The 25,416-nt window shown below is 74.8% G+C and carries 19 protein-coding genes; 15 read left to right on the forward strand and 4 right to left on the reverse strand.

What is annotated here, in order from left to right; all coding sequences use genetic code 11:
• Positions 1 to 120 precede the first annotated feature (120 nt).
• Together ACGFS9_RS12055 and ACGFS9_RS12060 are read right to left on the reverse strand one after the other, a co-directional pair.
• A complete protein-coding gene (locus ACGFS9_RS12055) occupies positions 121 to 693 on the reverse strand; it encodes a hypothetical protein (RefSeq protein ID WP_393252499.1) in 573 nt (190 codons plus the stop codon).
• A 255-nt stretch (positions 694 to 948) separates the two neighbouring features.
• Positions 949 to 2,136, reverse strand: coding sequence for a hypothetical protein (locus tag ACGFS9_RS12060; RefSeq protein ID WP_393252501.1), 1,188 nt, complete (start codon positions 2,134 to 2,136; stop codon positions 949 to 951).
• Positions 2,137 to 2,678: 542 nt separating this feature from the next.
• Between ACGFS9_RS12060 and epsC the strand changes: the two genes are divergently transcribed.
• The 10 genes from epsC (at position 2,679) to ACGFS9_RS12110 (ending at position 13,659) form a co-directional block, all read left to right on the forward strand.
• The gene (gene epsC / locus ACGFS9_RS12065) at positions 2,679 to 3,260 is read left to right on the forward strand and encodes a serine O-acetyltransferase EpsC (protein WP_393252631.1); all 582 of its coding nucleotides are present in this window, start codon (positions 2,679 to 2,681) and stop codon (positions 3,258 to 3,260) included.
• A 106-nt stretch (positions 3,261 to 3,366) separates the two neighbouring features.
• The gene (locus ACGFS9_RS12070) at positions 3,367 to 4,344 is read left to right on the forward strand and encodes a PLP-dependent cysteine synthase family protein (protein WP_393252503.1); all 978 of its coding nucleotides are present in this window, start codon (positions 3,367 to 3,369) and stop codon (positions 4,342 to 4,344) included.
• Positions 4,341 to 4,808: a cupin domain-containing protein gene (locus ACGFS9_RS12075; RefSeq protein ID WP_393252505.1), complete on the forward strand. Its 468-nt coding sequence runs from the start codon at positions 4,341 to 4,343 to the stop codon at positions 4,806 to 4,808. The genes ACGFS9_RS12070 and ACGFS9_RS12075 overlap by 4 nt, the downstream gene beginning before the upstream one ends.
• Positions 4,809 to 5,043: 235 nt before the next feature.
• Positions 5,044 to 6,018 carry a DMT family transporter gene (locus ACGFS9_RS12080; RefSeq protein WP_393252507.1) on the forward strand — a complete coding sequence of 325 codons (975 nt, stop codon included), beginning with the start codon at positions 5,044 to 5,046 and terminating at the stop codon, positions 6,016 to 6,018.
• Between the two features lie 825 nt (positions 6,019 to 6,843).
• Positions 6,844 to 7,674, forward strand: coding sequence for a cupin domain-containing protein (locus tag ACGFS9_RS12085; RefSeq protein ID WP_393252508.1), 831 nt, complete (start codon positions 6,844 to 6,846; stop codon positions 7,672 to 7,674).
• Positions 7,675 to 7,681: 7 nt separating this feature from the next.
• Positions 7,682 to 9,559, forward strand: coding sequence for an asparagine synthase (glutamine-hydrolyzing) (gene asnB, locus ACGFS9_RS12090; RefSeq protein WP_393252510.1), 1,878 nt, complete (start codon positions 7,682 to 7,684; stop codon positions 9,557 to 9,559).
• Positions 9,556 to 10,590, forward strand: a complete 1,035-nt coding sequence (locus ACGFS9_RS12095; protein WP_393252512.1) for a PrpF domain-containing protein — start codon at positions 9,556 to 9,558, stop codon at positions 10,588 to 10,590. The genes asnB and ACGFS9_RS12095 overlap by 4 nt, the downstream gene beginning before the upstream one ends.
• On the forward strand, positions 10,569 to 11,744 hold the full coding sequence (locus tag ACGFS9_RS12100; protein WP_393252514.1) for an acyl-CoA dehydrogenase family protein: 1,176 nt from the start codon (positions 10,569 to 10,571) through the stop codon (positions 11,742 to 11,744). The genes ACGFS9_RS12095 and ACGFS9_RS12100 overlap by 22 nt, the downstream gene beginning before the upstream one ends.
• Positions 11,732 to 13,135, forward strand: coding sequence for a dihydroorotase family protein (locus ACGFS9_RS12105; protein ID WP_393252515.1), 1,404 nt, complete (start codon positions 11,732 to 11,734; stop codon positions 13,133 to 13,135). Before ACGFS9_RS12100 ends, ACGFS9_RS12105 begins: the two co-directional genes overlap by 13 nt.
• Positions 13,132 to 13,659, forward strand: coding sequence for a flavin reductase family protein (locus ACGFS9_RS12110; protein WP_393252516.1), 528 nt, complete (start codon positions 13,132 to 13,134; stop codon positions 13,657 to 13,659). The genes ACGFS9_RS12105 and ACGFS9_RS12110 overlap by 4 nt, the downstream gene beginning before the upstream one ends.
• Positions 13,660 to 13,912: 253 nt before the next feature.
• Here ACGFS9_RS12110 and ACGFS9_RS12115 read toward each other — a convergent pair whose 3' ends face one another.
• Positions 13,913 to 15,805 carry an ABC transporter ATP-binding protein gene (locus tag ACGFS9_RS12115; protein ID WP_393252632.1) on the reverse strand — a complete coding sequence of 631 codons (1,893 nt, stop codon included), beginning with the start codon at positions 15,803 to 15,805 and terminating at the stop codon, positions 13,913 to 13,915.
• Positions 15,806 to 16,000: 195 nt separating this feature from the next.
• On the opposite strand from ACGFS9_RS12115, the gene ACGFS9_RS12120 reads away from it, so the two are divergent.
• From ACGFS9_RS12120 to ACGFS9_RS12135, 4 genes are all read left to right on the forward strand, one after another.
• Positions 16,001 to 16,984 carry a YbhN family protein gene (locus ACGFS9_RS12120; protein WP_393252517.1) on the forward strand — a complete coding sequence of 328 codons (984 nt, stop codon included), beginning with the start codon at positions 16,001 to 16,003 and terminating at the stop codon, positions 16,982 to 16,984.
• Positions 16,985 to 17,163: 179 nt separating this feature from the next.
• Positions 17,164 to 17,928: a crotonase/enoyl-CoA hydratase family protein gene (locus ACGFS9_RS12125; protein ID WP_393252518.1), complete on the forward strand. Its 765-nt coding sequence runs from the start codon at positions 17,164 to 17,166 to the stop codon at positions 17,926 to 17,928.
• A gap of 478 nt (positions 17,929 to 18,406) precedes the next feature.
• Positions 18,407 to 19,492 (forward strand): mechanosensitive ion channel family protein, encoded by a 1,086-nt coding sequence (locus tag ACGFS9_RS12130; RefSeq protein ID WP_393252520.1) that lies wholly within the window; start codon positions 18,407 to 18,409, stop codon positions 19,490 to 19,492.
• Between the two features lie 242 nt (positions 19,493 to 19,734).
• Positions 19,735 to 21,954 carry an NADP-dependent isocitrate dehydrogenase gene (locus ACGFS9_RS12135; protein WP_393252522.1) on the forward strand — a complete coding sequence of 740 codons (2,220 nt, stop codon included), beginning with the start codon at positions 19,735 to 19,737 and terminating at the stop codon, positions 21,952 to 21,954.
• A gap of 156 nt (positions 21,955 to 22,110) precedes the next feature.
• Here the strand turns inward: ACGFS9_RS12135 and ACGFS9_RS12140 are convergent, their stop codons facing one another.
• Positions 22,111 to 23,784, reverse strand: coding sequence for an FAD-dependent monooxygenase (locus ACGFS9_RS12140; RefSeq protein WP_393252523.1), 1,674 nt, complete (start codon positions 23,782 to 23,784; stop codon positions 22,111 to 22,113).
• 490 nt (positions 23,785 to 24,274) lie between these two features.
• Between ACGFS9_RS12140 and ACGFS9_RS12145 the strand changes: the two genes are divergently transcribed.
• Positions 24,275 to 25,339 carry a nitrous oxide reductase family maturation protein NosD gene (locus ACGFS9_RS12145; protein ID WP_393252525.1) on the forward strand — a complete coding sequence of 355 codons (1,065 nt, stop codon included), beginning with the start codon at positions 24,275 to 24,277 and terminating at the stop codon, positions 25,337 to 25,339.
• The last annotated feature ends 77 nt before the right edge of the window (positions 25,340 to 25,416 follow it).

The raw sequence follows: 25,416 nt of genomic DNA on the forward strand, positions 1-25,416 counted from the left end.
CCCGGCCGGGCCGCCGCCCCCGGCCGCCCCCGGCCGCCCGGCCGCCCCCCCCCCCCCCCCCCACGGCGAGGGACGCGGGTCCGCTCCGGCGGGAGGGGGCCGGCCCGGCGTACGGTCCGCTCACACGGCGACGACGTTGGGGCCCTCGTCGCCGTCGGTACCGGGACGGGCCAGGTTCGGACCCTCATCACCCGTGGCACCCGCCGCGACCACGTTCGGACCCTCATCACCCGTGGCACCCGCCGCGACCACGTTCGGACCCTCATCACCCGTCGCACCCGCGGCTACGACGTTCGGGCCCTCGTCGCCCGTCGCACCCACCGCGACGACATTCGGACCCTCGTCGCCCGTCGCACCCACCGCGACGACATTCGGACCCTCATCACCCGTCGCACCCACCGCGACGACATTCGGACCCTCATCACCCGTCGCACCCACCGCGACCACGTTCGGACCCTCGTCACCCGTGGCGCCGGCCGTCACGACGTTCGGACCCTCGTCCGAGGCGGGTGTCGGGGACGTGTGAGGGGAGGCGGTGGCCCAGGGCGCCGACAGGCCGGGCACGGCGTTCGGGCCCTCGTCCGAGAACGAGCCGCCGGCGGTGGGTCCGGCGGCGATCCCGGCGCCGAGGGCCAGAGTGATCGCCGCGTAGGCGAAGTAGCCCGCCGAGGTGCCGAAGCCCTTGCTGATCATGGTGTCCGCCTTCTGTCGTCGCGGTGCGGTGCTGACGGAAAGAAAGGTCGCGGCCGGCGCTCCCGGCCCGTTCCGCCTCCGTTACCGGCCCCGCGGGCGGCACGGGGAAGCACCCGGGAACCGCGTCGGCGGGGGTCGGAACACCGTCCCCCGCGCCCTCCTCCGGACAGCGCGGACGACCGCCCGCACGGCCCTCTCCGGGCCGTGCGGGCGGTCGTCGGACACCGGTCGCCGGGGCGGTGCCGGCGGCCCGTCTCAGCGGTGGCCGGGGTGCCGGCTCACCTCCGCGCGCAGCAGGCGTCCCACGGCGGTGACCGTCTCGGCCGCCTCCTGCGTCGACTCCGCGCTCAGCATCACCTGTCCGTCCGCACCCGGGCCGTGGCCGGGGATGTCGTCGCCGGAGGAGTACGGGAAGTGCACGCGGTGGACGCCGGGCAGCTCGGAGACCGCCTCCAGCCCGGACACCGACAGCAGCCGCCCCGCCGGCAGCCGGTAGGAGGCGACGGCCGCGTACCGGTCGGCGGCCGGCAGGGTCACCGGCTTGCCCGCCAGGGCCTGCACGAGTTCCTCGTCGGCGTCGAAGCCCGTCGCCAGCTCGATCAGCGAGGCCACCGGTTCGTCCGGCCAGGTGGCCCGGGAGCGCACCACACGGGGCCCGTCGGCCGTCAGGACGACCACGGTGTAGGCGTAGCCGAACTCGTAGCCGGCGAGGTCGAGGAGCTCGGTCACGACCGCGCGGGCCGCGGCCTCGTCGCGTTCCCCCAGCGGGGCGGGGAAGAGGTGGCTGCTCGGATGCCAGGCGCCGTGCAGGGCCACGACACCCACCACCCGGTGCATCCCGTCGACGGTGAGGGTCACGACGCCGTACTCCGGTCCCTCCAGGTACTGCTCCACCAGGTAGGAGCGCTCGCCCTCGCCGCCGGCGGGCCCGGCGATCCGGGAGCAGGCGGGCAGGGTGCGGACGGTGACCTGGGCTCCGATCTCCTCCACGGCGGCCGGCAGTTCCTCCGCCGTACGGGCGCGGGCTGCGGGGACGTAGGAGTGGCGGCTGCCGTTGAGCAGGGCCCGCATGGCCGCGGGTTCGCCCAGCAGCCGGGCCGCGTCGGCCGGGTTGGGGGTCACGCCGAGACGGGCCGCGGTGCCGGCGACCGCGGGGAGCTCGGCCGTGCCCGCGCAGGCGAGCAGCCGCTCGGTCCCGTGCAGGCGGACCGCCTCCTCGACCGCCGCGGCGACGGCGGCGCCGTCCGCGAGGTCGACGTGGCGCACGGCCACGCCGGGAGGCAGGGCGCCCTCCGGGGGTGGCGTGTCCGTAAGCACCCGGACCGCGAAGCCGGCCGCCACGGCCGCGTGCACCAGGCGGGGTGCGGGGCGGACCAGCAGCAGCCGCTGCGGCGAACGGTCCGGGGGGTCGGGCTCTCGGCGGCGGTCGGCCGTCGCGCTCATGGCTGGCTCCTCGTCTCGTCGACGGCGGGCGGGACGCGGCGGGCGCGGGGCCCGCCGATGTCCCACGTGCCCCGGACAACTGATGGTTCGTACATGGGAGGTTGCTTTCTCGGGCGTGAAGGCGCCGGACCGGACGTCCCTGTCGTGCTCCGCGCGTGCCGGCGCGGAGCGGCGCTCGACGGGAGTGTCCCGGTGGCCGTTCCCGGTTCCCTCCCCGTGCGTTCCCGGCCGCGGCCGGATCGCGCCGGTCCTCGGCCGCCGGCCGGGGAACCGCGCGGGAAGGGATCGGGAACGGGACGCGGCAGGCTCTGTCCGGGACCTCGACCTGCACGGCGGCCGTCGGGTTCCTCCCGCCGGGAGCGGATCGCGCCTCCCAGCCACCGTCCCGGACCCGTCCGCGGCCGCCCCCTTCCCCCCGACTGGAGCACCCCGTGACCGCCACCCCCCAGGAGCCCGCCTCCGTACTGCCCTTCCGGCGGGCCGGAACGGACACCGGCCGCACCGTGCCGACCGCCACCGCTCCCGACCTCACCGGCCACCGCCTGCTGCGCCTGATGCGCGAGGACCTGCGGGTGGTCGTGGAGCGCGACCCGTCCGTCCGCGGTCGCGTCGAGGCCGCGCTGCATCCCGCGCTGACCGCCCTGTGGACCCACCGGGTGGCCCACCGGCTGCACGTCCGGGGGCACCGGATGGCGGCCCGGCTGCTCGCCCGCTGGGCGCGGCGGCTGACGGCGGTGGAGATCCATCCGGGGGCGGTGCTGGGGCGCCGCGTGTTCATCGACCACGGAGCGGCCGTGGTCATCGGGGAGACGTGCACGGTCGGCGACGACGTGACGATCTACCACCAGGTGACGCTCGGCGCGGTCGGCTGGTGGAGCGACAACAACCGGCCGGAGGGCGACCGCCGGCACCCGGTGGTCGGCCGCAACGTCGTCCTCGGCACCAACGCCACGGTTTTGGGCCCGGTAACGGTCGGCGACGACGCGGTCATCGGCGCGCAGGCGCTGGTGAACAAGGACGTACCGGAGGGGACGCGGATGCTGGCCGCCACCGCGCGGCAGGGCAGGCCGTCCCGTCCGGCCGAGGACGTCATCGCGTCCATCGCCTCGGCCGGCTCCTGGTAGCCCGGTCCCGCACCGGATCCGCCGCCCCCCGCGGACCACCGGCACCCCTTCCGCCCCGCCGGCCGATCTCACGGCACGCGCGCCACAACTGACGAGGTATCACATCATGCGCACCCTTGCACCGCACACCTCCCGACCCGCCCTGGAACGCCCCGCCGTCGCCGACGGCATCGACGACCTGGTCGGCGCCACCCCCCTGATCCGGCTCCGGTTCGACGGACTGGCGGCGGGCGCCGAGATACTCGCCAAACTGGAGGCGGCCAACCCGATGTCCAGCAGCAAGGACCGGGCTGCGCTGCACATGCTCAAGGCGGCCGAGGCCCGCGGCGACCTCGCACCGGGCGGCACCATCGTCGAGGCCACCTCCGGCAACACCGGCATCTCGCTGGCGGCCCTCGCCGCCGCGCGCGGGTACCGCTGCGTCATCGTGCTGCCGGACAACGCCACGACCGAGCGGGTCCGCCTGCTCGCGGCGCTCGGCGCCGAGGTGGTGCCGACGCCGGCCGAGCGCGGCTACCCCGGAGCCATCGAGAAGGCCGAGGAGATCCACGCGCTCACCCCGGGCTCCTGGTTCCCCTGCCAGCACGAGAACGCGGACAACGTCGCGGCGCACTACGCCACCACCGGACCGGAGATCACCGCCGCCCTCACCGCGACCGGGCGCCGCGTCGACACGCTCGTCTGCGCGGTCGGCACCGGCGGCACGCTCACCGGCATCGCCCGCCACCTGCGCGAGCACGACGCGGACGTGCGGGTCGTGGCGGTCGAACCGCAGGGGTCGCCGCTGCTATCGGGCGGACAGCCGGGACGGCACCGCATCCCCGGCCTCAACGGCGGCTTCGTGGCCCCGACCACCGACGTGTCGCTGATCGACGAGGTGATCGCGGTCGGTGACTCCGAGGCACTGCGCACCGCGCGTGAACTCGCCGCCGGACAGGGCCTGTTCGTCGGCGTCTCGTCGGGGGCGGCGGTGCACGCGGCACGGCTGGTGGCCGCCCGCCCCGAGTACCGCGAGCGGACCGTCGTCACGGTCCTGCCGGACACCGGCGAGCGCTACCTGAGCATGTGGGAGGAGGTGTCGTGACGCTGCTGGTCTCGACGCTGAAGAGGTTCGGCGACGCCGTCCGGGTCCGGATCGGGGAGACGACGACCACCCGGTACATCGCGCTCGCCGAGACCACCGACGGGCGCCTCGGCATCTTCCACCATCACATGCTCCCCGGTGCGGCCGGCGCGGCGCCCCACTACCACACGCGGATCTCCGAGACGTTCTACGTCCTCGCCGGCGAGGTCACCGTCCACGACGGCACCGGCTGGCAGAAGGCCCACGCGGGCGATCTGCTGCACGTGCCCGAGAACGCCGTCCACGGCTTCCGCAACGACAGCGACGCCCCGGCCGAGATGCTGATCATCTTCACGCCCGCGGAGAACCGCGAGGGCTACTTCACCGGCCTGGCGGAACTCCTGGCCGACGGGAACGTCCCGACGCGGGCCGAGATGGTGGCGCTCATGGAGAAGTACGACCAGTTCGAGGTCGACGCCCCCTGACCGCCCGGCAGTTCCGCGGGGCGCAGCCGTCCCGCCGAGGCGACCGGCCAGCCGGGCCGCGGAGGCGACGGAGTCCTCCCCTTCCGGCGCCCGGCGGGCCGAACACGCCGACGGCCCGCCCCGTCGCCCCCGGTCGAGCCGTCTCGACCCGGCCGCCCCTCCCCCGTCCCCTTCCCTTCCGCTCGTCCCCGACCCCCGACCCCCGACCCGTTCGACTATCTCCAGGAGTCATCGCATGAGTCCCGTCAACTGGGCCCGCTTCGGCCTGCTCGCCGCCCTCTGGGGGTGCAGCTTCGCCTTCATCAAGGTGTCCCTGGACGCCTTCGCACCCCTCCAGCTCGCCTTCGGGCGGCTGCTCGTCGGAGCCCTCGTGGTGTCCGTCATCCTCGCCGTCACCAAGGGCGCCTTCCCCGACCGGAAGGTCTGGGGGCACATCGTCGTCGCCTCGGTGTTCGGCAACGTCGTGCCGTTCACGCTGTTCGCCGTCGGCGAGCAGCACACGACCGCCACCGTCGCCGGCGTCGTCCAGGGCGCCACGCCGCTGGTCACCCTCGGCCTCGCGGCCCTCGCCATCCGCGCGGAGAAGCCCACGGCCCGCAAGGTGACCGGGCTCCTGGTCGGCTTCGTCGGTCTGGTCGTGGTCGTCGGCCCCTGGCGGACCCACGGCCTCGGCTCCATCGGCGGCCAGCTGGCCTGCGTGGGGGCGGCGGTCAGCTACGCCGTCAGCTTCGTCTACCTGCGCCGCTTCATCGCCCCGCACAAGATCCCGGCGCTCGCCGTGACCGCGGCGCAGCTCACCTCCGCCATGGTGATCACCGGTCTGATCACCACGTTCACCATCGGCTGGGACCTGCCGGGCGAGCTGACGGCCGGACCGCTGCTCTCCCTCCTGGTCCTCGGCGGAGCCTCCACCGGTATCGCCTTCGTGCTGATGAACCGGCTCATCGCGGACGCCGGCCCCACCACGGCCTCCGGTGTCAACTACCTGGTCCCGGTGTTCTCCGTGATCGTCGGGGCATCGGCCCTCGGCGAGTCCGTGACCTGGAACGTGCCGGTCGGGGGTGTCGTGGTGATCGCGGCGCTCGCCCTCGCGGAGGGGCGGCTGCCGCTGCCCTCGCGCCGCGCCGCCGCGGCGGCTCCCGCGCCGGCTCCCGCCGCTCCGGCCGCCGGCGACCGGAACCAGTCGGCCGTCGCCCAGGAGGCCTGCTGACCGGCCGCACCACCGGACCGCACCACCCAGACGCCGCACGGCGCGTCCCCGACCGGGGCGCGCCGTGCGGCGTTTCGTGCGTGGTCCCGGCGCCCGGGCGCACGCCCTGGACCCGGCCGTGCCGCGCGGCACCCCGACACCCCGGCAGCCTGTCGGTCCAGCAGTCCGACACCCCGGCACGTCGCCATGTCGGCAGCCCCATAGCCCCGCACTCCGGCACCTCGGCGGTCCGGCGGTCCGGCAGTCCGACGCCTCGGCAGCCCGCACCCCAGCAGCCAGGCAGCCCGGCTTTCCGACAGGCCGGCAGCCCGTCCGGCGGTCCAGCTGTCCGACACCTCGGCAGCCCCGCACCCCTGCACCCCTGCAGTCCCGCAGTCCCGCAGTGAACGCCCCTGCCGGCAGCTGCTGTTCACCGTCGGCCGGAGCGGGTGCGCATCCGCTCCGCGTCGGCTCGGCCGGCGTGGGCGTCCCGGTCCCGCCCTTCCCGCGCGCGCCCCCGGGGCCGGGAGCGACGCGGGACACGACCGGGAACCCCGCGCGCGAACCTTCCACAAGGAGAAGGACGAAAGACCCCCGGCGGTCCCACCGGCCGCCGTCCCCTCTCCTCCGATCCTCCGATCCACCGAGCGGGCGGTCCCCGCCGGCGAGCACGGCGGCGCCACCCCGGGCCACCGGCAGGCCGCGGTCCCCGTCGAGCGGACCGCACGGCCGGTACCCGCCGGCGGCGCCCGTCGGGGCACCGTCGCCCGCCGCCCGCGCTCCCCCACAGCACCGGCAGGCCCGCGCCACCGCGCCGGCCTTCGAACACAGGAAGCAGCCACCGGCATGCCCCCATCCACCGAAGCCCCCGCCTCCACCGCCCTCGGCGACGCCCGCATCATCACCGCGGCCGAGTTCGCGTTCCTCCCCGTCGCCGGAGCCGATCCCGGCGCCCGCACCACCGTGGCGACCCCGGTCAGCCCGGCCGCGGGCGCCACCCACGTCACCCTCCACGTCGTCCGCGTCGCCGCCGGGGAGTCCTACCGCCCCGAACACAGCGCGGCCGAGGAGAACACCGTCGTGGTCTTCTCCGGGACCGGCACCGCCGCCGTGGGCGACGACTCCCGCCCGGTCGAACGGGGTTCGGCCGCCTACGCCCCGACGGGGCGGACGCTCACCCTCCGCGCCGACGGCGCCGGGATGACCGCGTACGTGTGGCGCACCCCGCTCGCCGGCGCCCCCGCCGGCGGCGCACCCGTCCTGCACTCCTCCCTCTGGGACGACACCACCCAGCTGCGCGGCTTCGGCGGCACGGGCCAGATCGAGGCCGCCGAGCGCCGGGCGACCATGAACTTCGTCTTCTGGCCCGGCAACGGCAGCAGCCGGCTCTGCCTGCACTGCGGCATCCAGCAGCCCGGCGAGACCTTCAACGTCCATCTCCACCCCGACAGCGACGAGGCGTTCATCGCCTTCGAGGGCGTCGGCCAGATGTACCTGCGCGACCGCTGGATCGACGTCGCCGCCGGCGACGTGCTGTACGCGGCGCCCGGGGTGCTGCACGGCGCCCGCAACCCGCACACCGGTCCCACCGCCCGCCGCTTCGTCACCTGCGGCGGTCCCAGCCCCTACGACCCGGCGCTCTACTCCGCCGCCGGCTACTCCTCCCAGGTCAGGTGAAAGCAGCGTGTGCCGCATATACGGAACCTTCAACGTCCACTCCGACGAGGCCGAACTGCGCCGGGTCGCCGACCTGATGCACCACGGCGGCCCCGACGCCCAGGGCGTCGCGTCCCGCTCCGACTGGGCGCTCGGCAACAACCGGCTGTCCATCATGGACCCCGAGGGGGGCGCGCAGCCCTACCACCTCGGCCGGGTCACCGTCGTGTTCAACGGTGAGATCTACAACCACCGCGACCTGCGGGAGCGCCTGAGCGGGCTGGGCTTCCACTTCGACGACCAGTGCGACGGCTCCATCCTGCCCGCGCTCTACCTGACCTACGGGGACCGGTTCGCCGAGCACCTGGACGGCATGTACTCCGTCGCGATCATGGACCTGCGGAGCACCCCGCGGATGGTCCTGGCCACCGACGACTCGGGCATGAAGCCGCTCTACTACCACTGGGAACAGACCACCGGCCGCTTCCACTTCGCCTCCGAACTGCCCGCGCTCCTCGGCTTCGCCGGGGTGCGGGCCGAGGAGGACGAGGCCGGGCTCGACGCCTACCTGACGTCGAAGACGCCGTTCGGCGACCGCACCATGTTCCGCGGGGTGCAGGTCATGCCCCCGGCCTCCACGGCCGTCCTGCGCCACCGCGACGGACTGCGGATCAGGCAGCGGCCGATGGCCCACGAGCGCGGCCTGCGCCCCGACCAGGGCCGCACCCTGGACGAGGCGGGCGAGCAGCTGCGGACCCTGCTCTCCGACGAGGTGTCACGTCTGCTGGTGGCCGACGCCCCCGTCGCGGCCGTCACCTCGGGCGGGCTCGACTCCAGCCTCGTCACGGCGCTCGCCGCCCGGGCGCTGCGCGACAGCGGGGGCAGCGGAAGCCTGCACACCTTCAACATCGCCTACACCGGCACCTGGCCCGGCGACGAACGCGCCTACGCCGCCGAGGTGGCCCGCGCCGCCGGCACCCGGCACCACCAGGTCGAGATCGATCCCGCCACCTTCCCGGAGCTGATGACCGACGTGGTGCGCCACCTCGGCCAGCCCAACGCCGATCCGATCACCCTGTCCACGTTCTCCCTGTTCCGCGCGGTCCGCGACGCCGGCTTCAAGGTCGCCCTCACCGGTGACGCCGCCGACGAGCTCTTCGGCGGATACGCCCGCATGACCCAGGCGGTCGCCGCCCACCACGGCACGAACTGGATCGACGACTACCTCGACCACCTCGCCGCCGTCCCCCGGTCGCTGCGCGAGAGCCTGTACACCGACGCGTACGCCTTCGAGGTGAACGCGGTCGGCTCCTCGCTGCCCACCGCCATCCGGCGGACCCTGCACTCCAGCCCCGGCACCCGGATGCAGCGCATCGCCGCGGTGGAGCAGCGCTACCGGCTGCCCGCGTACCACCTGCGCCGCGTCGACCACCTGTCGATGGCCAGCTCGGTGGAGGTGCGGCTGCCGTTCTGCCAGCCCTCCGTCGTCCGCTTCGCCGCCACCCTGACCGACGCGCAGCGGCTGGTGCCCGGCCAGGGCGTGAAGCGGGCCCTGTACCGGTCCGCCCGGGGGCTGATCCCGCGCAGCGTGCTGGAGCGCCCCAAGCAGCCCTTCACCCTGCCCGTGACGGCGATGCTCGCCCCCGGCCAGCGGCTGTGGACCCTCGCCCGGGACGTGCTGTCCGCGCGCACGCTGCGCGCCGACGGGCGCATCCGCCCCGAGCGGGTCGACGCCCTGTTCGACGAACAGGCCACCCGGCCCAGCGACGGCGTCTCGCTGGCGCTGTGGTCGCTGATGTCCCACCAGCTGTGGCGGCAGGAGTTCTTCGCCTCGGCCCGGTCGACGGCCGGCGCCCCGGTCGCGCTGCCCGCGCCGGCGCGCGTCCTCCAGGAGGCGGCGGCATGACCGTCAGCCTCGCCCGAGCGCACGGCACCCCGTGCCCCACCGCCGTGCTGGACGCCCGGATGCTGCCCGCCTCGGAGCCCGAACTGCTGGCGCGCCTCACCGAGTTGCGGTCGGTTCTGGCCGACCGGGGCGCCGCCGACGTCCTGAAGAACGCGCTTGTCCAGCCGTCCCGGCACCCCCTGTTCGACCTGGACTACCGCTTCGTCCAGTCGATGCCCGACCGCCTCGACAGCTTCGACCTGCGGGGCTCCTGCGGGCACTCCATCCTGGCCGCCGTCGAGGCGGCGGCGCGCACCGGAATGATCCAGCCCCTGGTGGCCGGCTGCCGGGTCCGGGTCAACGTGCTCAACAACGGGGACAACGTGGTGTGCGAGGCGGAGGAGACGTCCGAGGGCGGTACCCGCTTCACGGCGCACTTCCTCTGCTCGCCGCCGCGTCCGGTCGGCGAACTCCTCATCACGGGCGAGCCGGTCACCGGCATCCGCTTCGAGGGCCGCACCGTGCCGGTGTCCCTGGTCTCGATGGGCAATCCGTACCTGTTCGTGAACGCCGCCGAGCTGGGCGTGCACACGGTCGCGGCCCTCTTCGCCGACGACCCGGCGCTGTTCGACCGGATGTCCCGGCTGCGCCGCGCCGTCTGCGCCGCACAGGGCTGGGACGACACCGGGGCCTTCCCGAAGGTGGCCGCGCTGCTGCCGGACGGTCCCGGCGCCCTCGCGGTGCGCGCCATCTCCGTCCCGTCCTGGCACCCCACCGTGGCGCTCACCGGCGCGACCTGCCTCGCGGCGGGCGCCGCCGTGCCGGGCACCCTCCCGCACCTGCTGTCCGGTGCGGCCGGGCAGCCGGACGACGGACTGCTCGCGCTACGCACACCGGGCGCCACCGTCCGCGCCTCGGCCCGCACGACCGGCGGCCCGCACGACCGCCGGCTCGCCTGGATCTCCGTCGCGGAGAAGCAGGTCGACTACCGCGGCCACTTCCTGCCCGCCCCCACCTCCCAGGAGTTGTCATGGCTTCCGCAGACAGCCTGATCGTTCCCGAAGCGCCGGACCTCGCCGACGTACCGCTCCCCCGGCCGGCCACCGGGCCGACCGCGGCGGTCCGCGAGCGGCTCGCCGCCTGCGCGCGGGACGCCGACGTGAGCGGTGAACCGGACCGCCGGGCCCTGGCCCTGCTGCGCGAGTCCGGCCTGCTCGGCCTGGCCCTCCCGTACGAGTACGGCGGCACGGGGGCCGACGCGCTCGGCCTGAACACGGCCGTCGAGCAGGTGGCGCGGGTCAACGCGTCCGCGTCGATCATGCTCTTCCAGCACTACGCGGTCAGCACACGCATCCTCGAACACGGCAGCCCCGCCCTGCGCCGCCGGCTGCTGCCCCGGCTCGCCCGCGGCGAGTGGCTGGCCGCCTCCGCCTGGAGCGAGACGGGCGCCGGCGCGAACAAGAAGCACCTGTCCACCACCGCCCGCCGCACGCCCGACGGCGGCTGGGTCCTCGACGGCGCCAAGTCCTTCACCACCAGCGCGGGCCTGGCGGACATCTACCTGGTGCTGGCCCAGACCGAGGAGCCGCTCCCGGACGCCGCGCCCGACACCGGCTACGGCTCGGCGGGCCAGACGTTCTTCCTGATACCGGCGGACACGCCGGGGCTGGAACCGGACACCTCGATGCGGCTGACCGGTATGCGCGGTTCGGCGACCGGCTTCGTCTCCGTCCACGACTGCCACGTGCCGGACACCGCGCGGCTGGGTCCGGTGGGCGCGGCGGCGTCGATCATCGCCGGTGTCCGGGACAGCGGCGCCACGCTCGGCGCGGTGTCCGTCGGCCTGGCGCAGGCGGCGCTCGACCTGGCCCACGAGCACGCCGAGCGACGCGGTCTGACGGCCCAGCAGGCCGTGCGCCACCGCCTGGTGGACATCGCGGGCGAGGTCGAGGCGGCGCGGGCGGTCGTGGAGCGCACCGGCCGCCGGACGGCCCCGGACCCCGGGATCGCGACCCTGCACTCCAAGCTCTTCGCGTCGTCGGCCGCCGAGCGCGTCGTCAACGCGGTGGAACGGCTGCTGGGTTCGGCCGGCTATGTCGCCTCGAACGAGATCAACCGCTACGGCCGCGACGCGCGCGCCGTCGCCCTGATGGGACCGACCAACGACCTCTGCAAGGAACTGGTGAGTCTGACGTGGAACCGTTGAAGCCCGCATCCGAGGATCTGCCCGCCGACCTGGTCGTCGAGGGCGGCCGGCTCGTCACCCCCGACGGTGTCCGCGACGGCACGGTCGTCGTCCGGGACGGCCGTGTCGCGGCCCTCCTCGCCCCGGGCGCCCCGCTGCCCGCGGGCCGCCGCCTGGACGCCCGCGGCCGGTACGTGCTGCCGGGTCTGATCGACTCCCACGTGCACTTCCGCACGCCGGGCCTGGAGTACAAGGAGGACTGGGAGCACGGCAGCAGGGCGGCGCTCGCCGGGGGTGTGACGACCGTGATCGACATGCCCAACACCCGCCCGCCGTCCCTGGACGAGGCCGGTCTGATCGCCAAGGACGCGGTGATCCGGGGCACGTCGTGGGCCGACTACCGCTTCCACCTGGGTGCCGACCCCGACCACCCCGAACTGCTGGCCGACATCGACCCGCGGACGGCGACCTCGGCGAAGGTGTTCATGGCGGGCCACCACACGGCGCCGGTCGTCTTCCGGGACGGCGAGCAGTTGCGGCGGGCCTTCGCCGCGGCGGCCCGGGGCGGCATCCGCCTCGTCCTGCACGCGGAGGACCAGCACGTCTTCGACCTGCTCGACGCGAGTTCGAGCGCCCCGGACTCCTACGGCGCCTACGAGCCGCACCGGCCGCGCTCGGGGGGCATCGTCGCCGTCGCCCGGGTGGTGCACCTGGTACGCGAGTTCGGCACGAGGGCGCACGTCCTGCACGTGTCGTCCGCGGAGGAGGCCGACCTGCTGTCGGCCGCGGCGGCGGAGGGGCTGCCCCTCACCTTCGAGGTGACCGGCCATCACCTGTCGTTCACCCACGACGACACCGCGCGGCGCGGCCCGCGGACCCGGCTGTCCCCCGCCATCCGCGAGTGCCGGGACCAGAAACGCCTGTGGCAGGCGGTGCTGCACGGCGAGGCCGCCACGCTCGGCAGCGACCACGCCCCGCACACCGTGGAGGAGAAGAACCGTCCGCCGGCCGACGCGCCGCCCGGTCTGCCCGGTGTGCAGGAACTGGCCACCGCGGTCTGGACGGGGCTGCGGACCCGGGAGGTCGGTCCGGACGAGGCGGCCGCCCATCTGGCCCGGCTCATGGGATCGGGGCCCGCCCGCCTCTTCGACCTGCCCGGCAAGGGCCGGCTCGAACCCGGGGCGGACGCCGACCTGACGCTGCTCGACCCGGACGCACGCTGGCAGTTCTCGGCGCACGACGTGCAGGCGCTGTGCGGGTGGTCCGCCTACGAGGGCTGGATGTTCACCGGTCGATTCACCGCGACCGTGAAGGCCGGACACGTCTCCTGGGACCTGCGCACGGGCTTCTCCGGACGCCCCGAGGGCCGCTGGCTCCAGGGAGCCGTGCGGGCACTGGAGGTGGCGCGGTGAGCCCGGCGCTGCTGACGTCCCAGCCGGTGACCGGTGCGGACGAGGACCTCGCCCCGGCCTTCCGCGCCGCGATGTCCGCACTCGCCGCTCCCGTCACGATCGTCACCTGCTACGACGACCGGGGCAGGCCGCGTGGCCTGACGGCCAGCGCCGTCAGCTCCCTCTCGCTCAGCCCGCCGCTGTTCCTGGTCTGCCTGGACCGCGCCTCCCGCACGCACGACGCCCTGACGCGCGCCGAGGACTTCGCCGTGCACCTGCTGGGCCCGGGCGAGGAGCATCTCGTCGACCGGTTCCTGCGCCCGGCCGAACGGCGCTTCGACGATCTGCCGCTGGCGGCGGACTCCCTGCGGGCCCCCGTCCTGCGGGACGCGTCCCTCACGCTCACCTGCGCCCGCCACGACGTCCTGGAAGGAGGCGACCACACGATCCTGGTGGGGCGGGTGACCGGCGTCGGCGGTGAGCCCGCACGCTCGGGCGGCCTGCTCTGGCACCGCCGCGGCTTCGCGCACGCGCGCCGCCCGTGAACCGCCGGGGCGGGGGCTGTCGGCCACGGCGCGCCGACAGCCCCCGCCCGGCCGCGTCCGGCCGGCGACCGACCGCGCACCGGCGGAGGGGGCTCCCCGCCCCGCGCACGGCCCCGCCGAGCGGCACGGCGTCCGAGCGATTCCCGAGCCGGTGACCGGGGCCCCGTCCCCGAGGGAGGACCGCCCCGCTCCGCCGCCGCCCCGGCCTCGCCGCTCACCCGGCTCCTCGTGCCGGGGGTGCGCCCGGGCGTCGCTACCCCTCCACCGCCGCCGGCTCCGCGACGGCCTCCCGTCCGCCCGCGAACTGGGTCCGGTACAGCTCCGCGTACCGCCCCCGCGCGGCGAGCAGGTCCTCGTGGGTCCCCCGTTCGACGATCCGGCCGGCCTCGACCACGAGGATCAGGTCGGCGGCCCGCACGGTCGACAGCCGGTGCGCGATCACCACGGCGGTCCGTCCCTCCAGGGCCTCCGCGAGCGCCTCCTGGACGGCGGCCTCCGAGGTGTTGTCGAGGTGCGCGGTGGCCTCGTCGAGGATGACGACGCGCTGGCGGGCCAGCAGCAGGCGGGCGATGGTCATGCGCTGGCGCTCGCCGCCGGAGAGCCGGTAGCCGCGTTCGCCGACGACCGTGTCGATGCCGTCGGGCAGCGCGGCGACGAGTTCGGCGAGCCGGGCGCGGCGCAGCACGTCCCACAGGTCGTCCTCGGTGGCGCCCGGCCGGGCGAGGAGGAGGTTCTCGCGGACGGAGTCGTGGAAGAGGTGCCCGTCCTGGGTGACCATGCCGAGGGTCGCGCGCAGCGACCCGGCGCCGAGGTCGCGGACGTCGACCCCGCCGACGCGGACGGCGCCCCCGTCGACGTCGTAGAGGCGGGGCAGCAGGTGCGCGATGGTCGACTTGCCCGCGCCGGAGGAGCCGACGAGCGCGACGGTCGTACCGGGTTCGGCGCGGAAGGAGACGCCGTGCAGGACCTCGGCGCCGCCCCGGGTGTCGAGGGCGGCGACCTCCTCCAGCGAGGCGAGGGAGACCTTGTCGGCGGAAGGGTAGGCGAAGCGGACGTCGTCGAACTCGACCGACACCGGGCCCTCGGGGACCTCGCGGGCGTCCGGCTTCTGCGCGACGAGCGGCTTGAGGTCGAGCACCTCGAAGACCCGCTCGAAGCTGACGAGGGCGCTCATCACCTCGACGCGGGCGCCGGCGAGGGCGGTCAGCGGCGCGTACAGGCGGGTGAGCAGGAGCGCCAGGGAGACCACCGCGCCCGGTTCCAGGGTGCCGCGCAGCGCGTACCAGCCGCCGAGACCGTAGACGAGGGCCAGTGCCAGCGCGGACACCAGGGTCAGGGCGGTGATGAACGCGGACTGGGCCATGGCCGTGCGCACCCCGATGTCCCGCACCCGCCGGGCGCGCGCGGCGAACTCCTCGGACTCCTGGTCGGGCCGGCCGAACAGTTTGACGAGGGTCGCGCCGGGTGCGGAGAAGCGCTCCGTCATCCGGTTGCCCATCGACGCGTTGAGGTCGGCGGCCTCGCGCTGGAGCCGGGCCATCCGCCCGCCCATCCGCCGGGCCGGGAGCACGAACACGGGGAGCAGGACGAGCGCGAGCAGGGTGATCGACCAGGAGAGGGTGAGCATCACGGCCAGGGTGAGCAGCAGCGTCACGATGTTGCCGACGACCCCGGACAGCGTGTTGCTGAAGGCGCGTTGGGCGCCGATCACGTCGTTGTTGAGACGACTGACGAGCGCGCCCGTACGGGTACGTGTGAAGAACGCGACCGGCATGCGCTGCACATGATCGAACACAGTCGTACGAAGATCGAGGATGAGTCCCTCGCCCAGGGTCGAGGAGAGCCAGCGGCCCAGGACGCCGAGCGCCGCCTCGGCGACCGCGATGACCGCGATGAGCAGGGCCAGGCGGACGACGGTCCGCTCGTCGCCGTGGGACACGATGGCGTCCACGACGCGGCCGGCGAGCAGCGGCGTGGCGACGGCCAGCAGGGCGGTGGCCACGCTGACGACGAGGAATCGGGCGATCCGGCGGCGGTGCGGCCGGGCGAAGACGGCGATGCGACGCAGGGTCGCGGGGTCGAAGGGCCTGCGCTCCCGCTGGGCGTTCATGACGCTGTACAGCTGGGTCCAGGCCGTGCTCTCCATGCTCATGGGGGAGACGGTAGAACCTCAAGCTTTGTTCAGGTCAACCGTTCCGGTCCGCGGCACCCGCACGAGCGCGCCCCGGTGGTCCGGCGGCGACGCACGCCCGGTTCCCCTCCCGCGCCGTGCCCGGCATGTCAGGCGCCGTCCCCGCGCCGGCCACCCCGCGTTGGTGCGGCCCGGACAACCTGTCCCGGTGTGACGACCGCACGCATTCCCCGCGCCCGGCCCGCCCTGCCGCGGCGCCTCTCCCTGCGCCCCGCCGTCCGGCCGGTGCTCTGCGTCCTGCCGCTCGCCCTGGTCCTGGTGGTGGCGGTGCGCGGGCGGTCCGTGCTCGTGGAGGGCATCGGTCAGCTGCGGTCCGCCCAGTGGCCCTGGCTGCTGGCCGCGGTCTGCGCGACGGCGCTGACCTGGGTGGCGGCGGCGGTCACCCGGCAGGGCGCGGTGGTGGACCGGCTTCCGGCGCGCCGGCTGCTCGCGACCCAGTTCGCCGCGGGCGCCGCCAACCACCTGCTGCCGACCGGCCTCGGGGCCACGGCGGTCAACATCCGCTTCCTGACGGCGTGCGGGGTTCCGCTGGCCCGCTCGTCGGCGGCGCTCGCCCTGTACCTGCTCGCCGAGGCGACCGCCCGGGTCGGCCTGCTCCTCGGTCTGCTGATCGCGTTCCCCGGCGCGCTGCGCCTCGGCGGCCTGCTCCCCCAGCAGGCGGCGGGGCCGCTGCTGGTGGGCGCCGGACTGCTCGTGACGGCCGCCGCGGCGGCCTGGGTGCTGGTGGACCGGCTGCGCGCGGCCGTGCTCGGCTTCCTGCGCACCGCGCTCGGCGAGGCCCGGGCGGTGCACACCCGGCCGGCCCGCGCCGCCGCCCTGTGGGGCGGTGCGCTGGCGTTCCCGCTCCTCCAGGCGGCCGGCCTCGCGGCGGTGGGGCGCTCGCTCGGGCTGCCGGTGTCCCCGGCGCACATGGCGGTCGCCTATCTCGCGGCGACGGTCGCGGTCGCGCTGGTGCCGGCGCCCGGGGGCCTCGGATCGGTGGAGGCGGCGCTGACCGTGGCGCTGGTGACGGCGGGCGGCCCGGTGGCGGCGGCGACGGCGGTGGTCCTGGCGTACCGGATCATCACGGTGTGGCTGCCCCTGCTGCCGGGGGCGCTGACGCTGGGGGCTCTGGTCCGCTGGAAGGTCATCTGAGGGCGGGGCACGCGAGCGCCGTTCGTCCGGGGCGCCCGCGACGCTGCGTTCGCGTGTGAGCTGTGATACCGAGGAGTGACCACGACCGCCGCGACGCGGCGGTCGGAGGAACGGAGCAGCAGGAAACCGGGAAAGCCGGAAAGCCGGAAGCCGAAAAAGCCGAAAAAGGGGACAGCGCGATGTCGGTCCGGATCGAACGTCAGGGTCACGTCACCACCGTCGTCCTCTCCCGGCCGGCGGCCCGCAACGCGGTGGACGGTCCGACCGCGGCGGAACTCGCCGACGCGTTCCGGACGTTCGAGGCCGACGAGACGGCGCGCGTGGCGGTGCTGTGGGGCGAGGGAGGCACCTTCTGCGCGGGGGCGGACCTCAAGGCCATCGGCTCCGAGCGGGGCAACGAGGTCACCGAGGACGGCGACGGGCCGATGGGGCCCACGCGGCTCCGGCTGACGAAGCCGGTGATCGCCGCGGTCTCCGGGCACGCCGTGGCGGGCGGTCTGGAACTGGCCCTGTGGTGCGATCTGCGGGTCGCCGAGGAGGACGCCGTCTTCGGCGTCTTCTGCCGGCGCTGGGGCGTCCCACTGATCGACGGCGGCACCGTGCGTCTCCCCCGGCTCATCGGCGCCAGCCGCGCGATGGACATGATCCTCACCGGCCGGCCGGTCCCCGCGGCGGAGGCGTTCGCGATGGGACTCGCGAACCGGCTGGTGCCCGTGGGCCGGGCCCGCGCCGAGGCCGAGGCGCTCGCCCGGGAGATCGCCGGCTTCCCGCAGGCATGCCTGCGCAGCGACCGCGCCTCCGTCCTCGACCAGGAGGGCCTGGTCGAGAAGGCGGCGATGCGCGCCGAACTCCGGTACGGCATGGAGGTGCTGGACGAGAGCCGCGAGGGCGCGGCCCGCTTCTCCGCGGGCGCGGGACGGCACGGAGCGTTCGAGGGGGCCTGACACCGCGGTCCACCGGCGGCCCGGGCTCCCGGTCCCGCCGGTCCGCCAGGACGAGGTGCCGCGGACCGGCGGGCGCGGGACCGCGGGCCGGAACGGAACGGATGCCATGCCCGCGACCCGGGGGGACGGGGGGACGGAGGGGGCGCCGGCGGCGGCCAAGGGCCGAACCGTGCCGGGCCGGTCACGGGACGGCGGGCGGCCAAGGGCCTTACCCTGCCGGGTCGGTCACGGGACGGCGGGCGGCCAAGGGCCTTACCCTGCCGGGTCGGTCACGGGACGGCGGGCGGCCAAGGGCCCTACCCTGCCGGGTTGGTGACGGGGCGGCAGGCGGATACGGCAGGATGAGCGATCGCCCCGGACGGCGCACGTTCGCCGGGGGCGTGATCGCGTTCCCGGATTCGAGCAGGTGGCAAGTGACGAGACAGCGCATACGGCCCGTGGGGCCGCTCCCCGGCCCCGGTCCCCGGGGAGGCCGCCGATGAAGCGCGCGCTCACCCTGGACGACCTGATGATCGCCGGTACGGCCGTCGCGGCGGGGCTGGTGGCGGCGGTCCTGCTGCGGATGCTGCTGCGCTGGCTGGGCCGGCACGCCGAGCGCACCCGGTGGAGCGGCGACGACGTGATCGTGGACGCGCTGCGCACCCTGGCCCCCTGGGCGGCGGTCACCGGCGGGCTGGCCTCGGCCGCCGCGGTGCTGCCGCTCACCGCGTCCGTCGGGCGGACGGTGAACCGCTCGCTGACCGTGCTGCTCATCGTGGTCACCACCTTCACCGCGGCCCGGCTGATCGCGGGTCTGGTGCGGTCGGTGACGCAGTCCCGCTCGGGCGTGGCCGGGTCGGCCTCCATCTTCGTGAACATCACCCGGGTCGTGGTGCTGGCCATCGGGTTCCTGGTCGTCCTGCAGACCCTCGGGATCTCCATCGCTCCCCTGCTCACCGCCCTCGGCGTGGGCGGTCTCGCCGTCGCCCTGGCCCTCCAGGACACGCTGGCGAACCTCTTCGCGGGGGTGCACATCCTCGCGTCGAAGACCATCCAGCCGGGCGACTACATCCGGCTGAGCAGCGGCGAGGAGGGCTACGTCGTCGACATCAACTGGCGCAACACCACGGTGCGCCAGCTCTCCAACAACCTGGTCATCATCCCCAACGCGCAGTTGTCGGGGACGAACATGACCAACTTCACCCGGCCCGAGCAGCAGATGACGCTGACCGTGCAGGTGGGCGTCGGCTACGACAGCGACCTCGACCACGTGGAGCGGGTGACGAACGACGTCGTCACCGAGGTGATGACCACCATCACCGGCGCCGTCGCGGACCACGAGCCCGCCGTGCGGTTCCACACCTTCGGCGACTCCCGCATCGGGCTGACCGTGATCCTGGCCGTGGGCGAGTTCAGCGACCAGTACCGGATCAAGCACGAGTTCATCAAGCGACTGCACCGGCGCTACCGCGACGAGGGCATCCGCATCCCCTCCCCGGCCCGCACGGTCGCCCTGCAACCGGGCGGCGCCCCCCTCGCGGAGCCGCTGATCCCGCAGCAGCGCGAGGCGCCGACCCTGCCGTGACCGGGCCGCACGGCCGGCCGGGGGACGCCTCGCGGGGCGCGGGAGGGCCGGCCGCCGCCTGCGCGTGCGCGGCGCGCTCGGGGCGCCACGGTGGGTGACCGCGGTCCGCGGGGCGCCCGCCCGGCGCCCCGCGGCGGTTTCCCGCGGACCCGGCCTCCCCGGCACGGACCGCTGTCGAGGCCGGGGCGGTCACGAGATATCTTGATGTCGAGCAATGTTGCAGACGTGGAGCGGAGCACCCGGTGACTGACTCGACCATCATCTACACGCACACTGACGAGGCCCCGGCCCTGGCGACGTATTCGTTCCTGCCGGTGGTCCAGGCGTACGCCGCCCAGGCGGGTGTCACTGTGGAGACCCGTGACATCTCGCTGGCCGGGCGCATCATCGCCCTCTTCCCCGAGTTCCTCTCGGAGGACCAGCGGATCGCGGACGCCCTGTCCGAGCTGGGCGAGCTGGCCAAGACGCCCGGGGCCAACATCATCAAGCTGCCGAACATCTCGGCGTCGATCCCGCAGCTGAAGGCGGCCGTCGCCGAGCTTCAGGCGCAGGGCTACGCGCTCCCCGACTACCCGGACGACCCGAAGTCGGACGAGGAGCGCGACATCCGCGCCCGCTACGACAAGGTCAAGGGCAGCGCCGTGAACCCGGTGCTGCGCGAGGGCAACTCCGACCGCCGCGCCCCCGCCTCGGTGAAGAACTACGCGAAGACCCACCCGCACCGCATGGGCAAGTGGACCGCCGACTCGAAGACGAACGTCGCCACGATGGGCGTCGACGACTTCCGCTCCACCGAGAAGTCCGTGGTGGTCTCCGAGGCGGGCACGCTGCGCATCGAGCTCGTCGGCGACGACGGCTCCACCACCGTGCTGCGCGAGTCCGTACCCGTCCAGGCCGGCGAGGTCGTCGACGCCTCGGTGATGCACGTCGCGCCGCTGCGCGAGTTCCTCACCGCTCAGATCGCCCGCGCCAAGGCCGAGGGCGTGCTGTTCTCGGTCCACCTCAAGGCCACGATGATGAAGGTCTCCGACCCGATCGTCTTCGGTCACGTGGTGCGCGCCTTCTTCCCGAAGACGTTCGCGCGCTACGGCGAGACCCTCGCCGCCGCCGGCCTGACCCCGAACGACGGTCTCGGCGGCATCCACAAGGGCCTGGAGTCGCTGCCCGAGGGCGCCGAGATCAAGGCGTCCTTCGACGCCGAGCTCGCCGACGGCCCGGCGCTGGCGATGGTCGACTCCGACAAGGGCATCACCAACCTGCACGTCCCCTCCGACGTCATCGTCGACGCCTCGATGCCGGCCATGATCCGCACCTCCGGCCACATGTGGGGCCCGGACGGCGAGGAGGCCGACACCCTCGCGGTGCTGCCGGACAGCAGCTACTCCGGCGTGTACCAGGTCGTCATCGACGACTGCCGGGCCAACGGCGCCTTCGACCCGTCGACCATGGGCACCGTCCCGAACGTCGGCCTCATGGCGCAGAAGGCCGAGGAGTACGGCAGCCACGACAAGACCTTCGAGGTGCCCGTGACCGGCACCGTCCGCCTCGTCGACCAGGCCGGGAACGCCGTCCTGGAGCAGACGGTCTCCGCCGGCGACATCTTCCGCGCCTGCCAGACCAAGGACGCCCCGATCAGGGACTGGGTGAAGCTGGCCGTCACCCGCGCCCGCGCCACCGGTGACCCGGCCGTGTTCTGGCTGGACGAGACCCGCGCGCACGACGCGGTGCTCATCGAGAAGGTCCGCCGCTACCTGCCGGAGCACGACACCGAGGGCCTGGACATCCGCATCCTGTCCCCCGTCGAGGCGACCCGGCTGTCGGTGGAGCGCATCCGGCGCGGCGAGAACACCATCTCGGTCACCGGCAACGTGCTGCGCGACTACCTGACCGACCTGTTCCCGATCCTGGAGCTGGGCACCAGCGCCAAGATGCTGTCGATCGTCCCGCTGATGGCGGGCGGCGGCCTCTTCGAGACGGGTGCGGGCGGCTCCGCGCCCAAGCACGTCCAGCAGCTCGTCAAGGAGGACTACCTCCGCTGGGACAGCCTGGGCGAGTTCCTCGCCCTGGCCTCCAGCTTCGAGCACCTCGCGACCACCACGGGCAACGCACGCGCCCAGGTGCTCGCCGACACCCTCGACCGCGCCACGGCGACCTTCCTCGACGAGGACAAGTCGCCGACCCGCCGGATCGGCGGCATCGACAACCGCGGCAGCCACTTCTTCCTCTCCCTGTACTGGGCGCAGGAGCTGGCGCGGCAGACCGAGGACGCCGACCTCGCCAAGGCGTTCGCGCGGCTCGCGGAGGTGCTCACCGAGCAGGAGCAGACGATCGTCGACGAGCTGAACGCGGTCCAGGGCAAGCCGGCCGAGATCGGCGGCTACTACCAGCCCGACCCGGCCAAGGCCGCGAAGGTGATGCGCCCCTCGGCCACCTGGAACGAGGCCCTGGTCACCCTGGCCTGATCCACGCCCCACCCGGGCACGGCCCCCGCGGCGCGCGTCCGCCGCGGACGTCGTCCCGCGCACCCGCCGCCCCGGCCGGACTCTCGGGCCGGGGCGGCGGCGCGTCGTACCGCTCCCGCCGCGGCGCCGGCCGGGACCGGACCCGCCGGCGCGGGGTCAGGCGAAGGTACGGCGCAGGTGTGCCGTCAGGTCCTCGGGGACGGCGTGGTGGAAGCGCCCGGAGACGTAGCCGTCCGGTCGGATCAGGACCGCCTCGCCGTCGCGCGGGGCGTAGGCGGCCCGGAACCCGCCCTCCGCGTCCCGCAGCCGCGGCGGACGCAGGCCGACCGGCCGCGCGTCCGGCGGCACCTCCGCGGCCGTGACCAGGTACGCGTCGAGCAGGCCGTGGGCCGCGCGGTGTGCCGCGGCGGCACAGGCTTCGAGCCGCGCGGCGCCCTCGCCCGACGCCTGCTCCTCGCCCGCGAAGAGCAGCAGTACGTGCCGCGGGGTCCGCAGCAGCTCGAACAGCCGGCGCGGGTAGGCCGCGAGATCGCTCAGCAGGCCCCGGCAGTCCGGCGCCCGGTCGCCGGGCGCGGGACCGGGACCGGGCTCCTGGTCCGCCGGCCGCGGCCCGGTCAGCGGGCTGTCCGGGTAGGCGACCAGCAGCTGGGCCTGGCGCAGCATCGCCGTCTCGGTGTCGGCGCCGTTGTTCAGGGGGCCGGCGCCGGCCCGGCGGACGGTGCGGGCGTGGCGGACGGTGCGGTCGACCACCTCCCGCGCGACCGGGTGGCGCTCCGCGTGGTAGCTGTCGAGCAGGTCGGCCGCGGCCAGTCCGCGGACCGTCAAGGCCAGCTTCCAGGCCAGGTTGTGGGCGTCCTGCACGCCGGTGTTGAGCCCCTGCCCGCCGATCGGCGGCTGGATGTGGGCGGCGTCGCCGGCGACGAGGACGCGGCCGGCGCGGTAGCGGTCGACCAGGCGGTGGCTGGTGCGGAAGGCGGACGACCAGCGCAGCGTGGAGGCGGTCGTCACCTCCGGGGACAGCCGGTCGAGCACGGCCTGGATCTGGTCGAGGTCCAGTCCCCGGCCGTCCCCCGAGCCGAGGTCGCTCTCGTCCGGGGTGCCGGCCGGGTCGTCGCCCTCGGCCCCGGCGTGGCGGCGCAGCATCGACAGCCAGTACCGCCGGACGCCGGGCATCGGGATGCAGACGAGCATGTCGTCCACCTCGCCGTTCTCGTCCAGGTTCACGGACCGGATGCTGTAGCCGGCGGGCAGTTCCCAGTCGACCTCGACGTCACCGATCATGTACCGCTCGGGGAGGGCGTCGCCCTCGAAGGTCAGCCCGGCGGCCTTGCGGACCATGCTGTGCGCGCCGTCGCAGCCCACGACGTACCGGGCGCGCAGCCGCTCGGTGCGGCCGTCGGGGTGCGCGAGGACGGCGTCGACGTGGTCGGGCCCCGGGTCCAGCGAGCGCAGCTCGGTTCCCCGCTCCACCCGCGTGCCGAAGCCCGCCAGGTGTTCGGCGAGCAGCCGCTCGGTCTCGTACTGGGGCAGGGTGGCGAAGGGGTAGGAGATCTCGGGCGGCAGGGTGAGCTCGACCCGGGGCCGTGGCTTGCCGTCGATGTAGACCAGCTGGCCCAGGTGCGGCACGGCCGCGTCGAGGACGCCGGGGACCAGGCCCATGGTCTCCCACACCTCCAGCGTGCGGGGCACGACACCGATGGCCTTGGCATGGGGGTCCGGGGCGGCCAGCCGATCCACGATCCGGCAGTCCACGCCGTGCCGGCGCAGTTCGGCCGCCGCCATCAGCCCCACCGGGCCCGCGCCCACCACGAGTACGTCGACATCAGCCACGATCAGGCTCCCTCGTCGTCCGGATTGGGTACCGGAAAGTCTGCTGCACCGGACCGCTCCGGGCCTTGGGGAGCCGAGGCTCGCGGCGAGGGCGCGAGCGAGGAAATCCCCGCCGGGGACGGGGTGCGGGGCGTTCGGGTTCACCGGTTCGGCCGCCACCGGATCGGCCCTTTCGCGCGAGGTGGCGGTCGCGCCGCCGCCCGTCCGCGCCGCCCGCGGCGGACCGGGCGTCCGGCGGCGCGACGGCGGGTCGGACCCGTCCGCGGCGAGCGGTCGCACGGAGGCGTCGTGGACGCCCGGTCTCACGGGGGGGGCGTGGTGGACGCCGTCCCCGCACCGGCCCCGCGCCCCGGATTCCGCTCGCCGGAGCGGCGCGCGGTCCCCGGCGGTCGCCGTGTCCCACCCCGCTCGGCGCGTCACGGTGACAGGGGCGGGCCCACCTGGGCGATCACCGGTGGCGGCGCGCACCGCCCGTTCATAGCTTCGGCCCATGACCAAACGACAGTTGACCCATCTCGCCTGCGCGGCGGCGGTCGTGGCATCGGGCATCGGCGCCGCGGCACCCGCGACCGCCCACCGGTCGGTGCACGTCGTGCGCGCCGGCCAATCCATCCAGCAGGCCGTGGACGCGGCGAAGCCGGGCGACACGGTCGTCGTCGCACCGGGCACCTATCAGGAGAGCGTCCGCATCACGGTGCCGGGCCTCACCCTGCGGGGCTCCGGCGCCGGCCGCACCGTCGTCGCACCGGGCACCGCGACCGCCTCCGACGCGTGCGCGACCGCGGGCAACGGCATCTGCGTCGCCGGCACGGACGCCCGTCCGGTGCGCGACGTCACCGTGGCCGCCCTGACGCTGCGGGGCTTCACCAAGCAGGGCCTGTGGGCGACCCGCACCGACCGCCTCACCGTCCGCGCGGTGACCAGCGAGCGCAACGGCCAGTGGGGGCTCGCCACCGAGCGCTCCACGCGCACGAGGATCGTCGGCAACACCGTCCGCGGCAACGGCGACGCCGGCGTCTTCGTCTCCAACACCGTCTCCGCCGAGGAGGGAGCCCTCGACACCCGGGGCACGGTCGTCGCCCGCAACCGGCTCAGCGACAACCGCATCGGCATCACCGTGCGCCGGCTGCGCAACCTGACCGTCGAGCGCAACGACGCCACCGGCAACTGCTCCGCCGTGAACGTCGTCGGGGACGAGAACACGCCGCGGGTCGGCGCCGTGACCGTGCGCCGCAACCACATCCACGCCAACAACAAGTTCTGCCCCAAGACCGCGCGCCTGCCCTTCCTCCAGGGCTCCGGCATCGTCCTCACCGGCGTGGAGGACGTGCACGTGACGCGCAACCGGATCGAGGACAACGTCGGCACGTCCCCGTTCTCCGGCGGCATCGTGCTGTTCAAGAGCTTCGTGGGCGTCCCCAACGACCGCAACGAGATCCGCGGCAACGTCCTGCTGCGCAACGGGCCCGCCGACCTCGCCGACCGCGACACCGGCAAGGCCAACACCTTCCGCGGCAACACCTGCCGGATCTCCGAGCCCGCCGGGTTGTGCTGACCCGGCGCGCACTCCGCTCCCCGCACTCCCCTCCCCGTACTCCCCTCCCCGTACTCCGTACTCCCTCCCCCCCCCGT

Origin of the sequence: Streptomyces sp. NPDC048566 (genome assembly GCF_043199735.1) — a bacterium.
Lineage (GTDB): Bacteria > Actinomycetota > Actinomycetes > Streptomycetales > Streptomycetaceae > Streptomyces.

Coding starts and splice junctions, on each gene's coding strand:
- ACGFS9_RS12080 (WP_393252507.1), top strand. CDS start 5,044: ATGAGTCCCGTCAACTGGGCCCGCTTCGGCCTGCTCGCCGCCCTCTGG.
- ACGFS9_RS12060 (WP_393252501.1), bottom strand. CDS start 2,136: ATGAGCGCGACGGCCGACCGCCGCCGAGAGCCCGACCCCCCGGACCGT.
- ACGFS9_RS12115 (WP_393252632.1), bottom strand. CDS start 15,805: ATGGAGAGCACGGCCTGGACCCAGCTGTACAGCGTCATGAACGCCCAG.
- ACGFS9_RS12125 (WP_393252518.1), top strand. CDS start 17,164: ATGTCGGTCCGGATCGAACGTCAGGGTCACGTCACCACCGTCGTCCTC.
- ACGFS9_RS12130 (WP_393252520.1), top strand. CDS start 18,407: ATGAAGCGCGCGCTCACCCTGGACGACCTGATGATCGCCGGTACGGCC.
- ACGFS9_RS12100 (WP_393252514.1), top strand. CDS start 10,569: ATGGCTTCCGCAGACAGCCTGATCGTTCCCGAAGCGCCGGACCTCGCC.
- ACGFS9_RS12145 (WP_393252525.1), top strand. CDS start 24,275: ATGACCAAACGACAGTTGACCCATCTCGCCTGCGCGGCGGCGGTCGTG.
- ACGFS9_RS12070 (WP_393252503.1), top strand. CDS start 3,367: ATGCGCACCCTTGCACCGCACACCTCCCGACCCGCCCTGGAACGCCCC.
- ACGFS9_RS12095 (WP_393252512.1), top strand. CDS start 9,556: ATGACCGTCAGCCTCGCCCGAGCGCACGGCACCCCGTGCCCCACCGCC.
- ACGFS9_RS12085 (WP_393252508.1), top strand. CDS start 6,844: ATGCCCCCATCCACCGAAGCCCCCGCCTCCACCGCCCTCGGCGACGCC.
- ACGFS9_RS12055 (WP_393252499.1), bottom strand. CDS start 693: ATGATCAGCAAGGGCTTCGGCACCTCGGCGGGCTACTTCGCCTACGCG.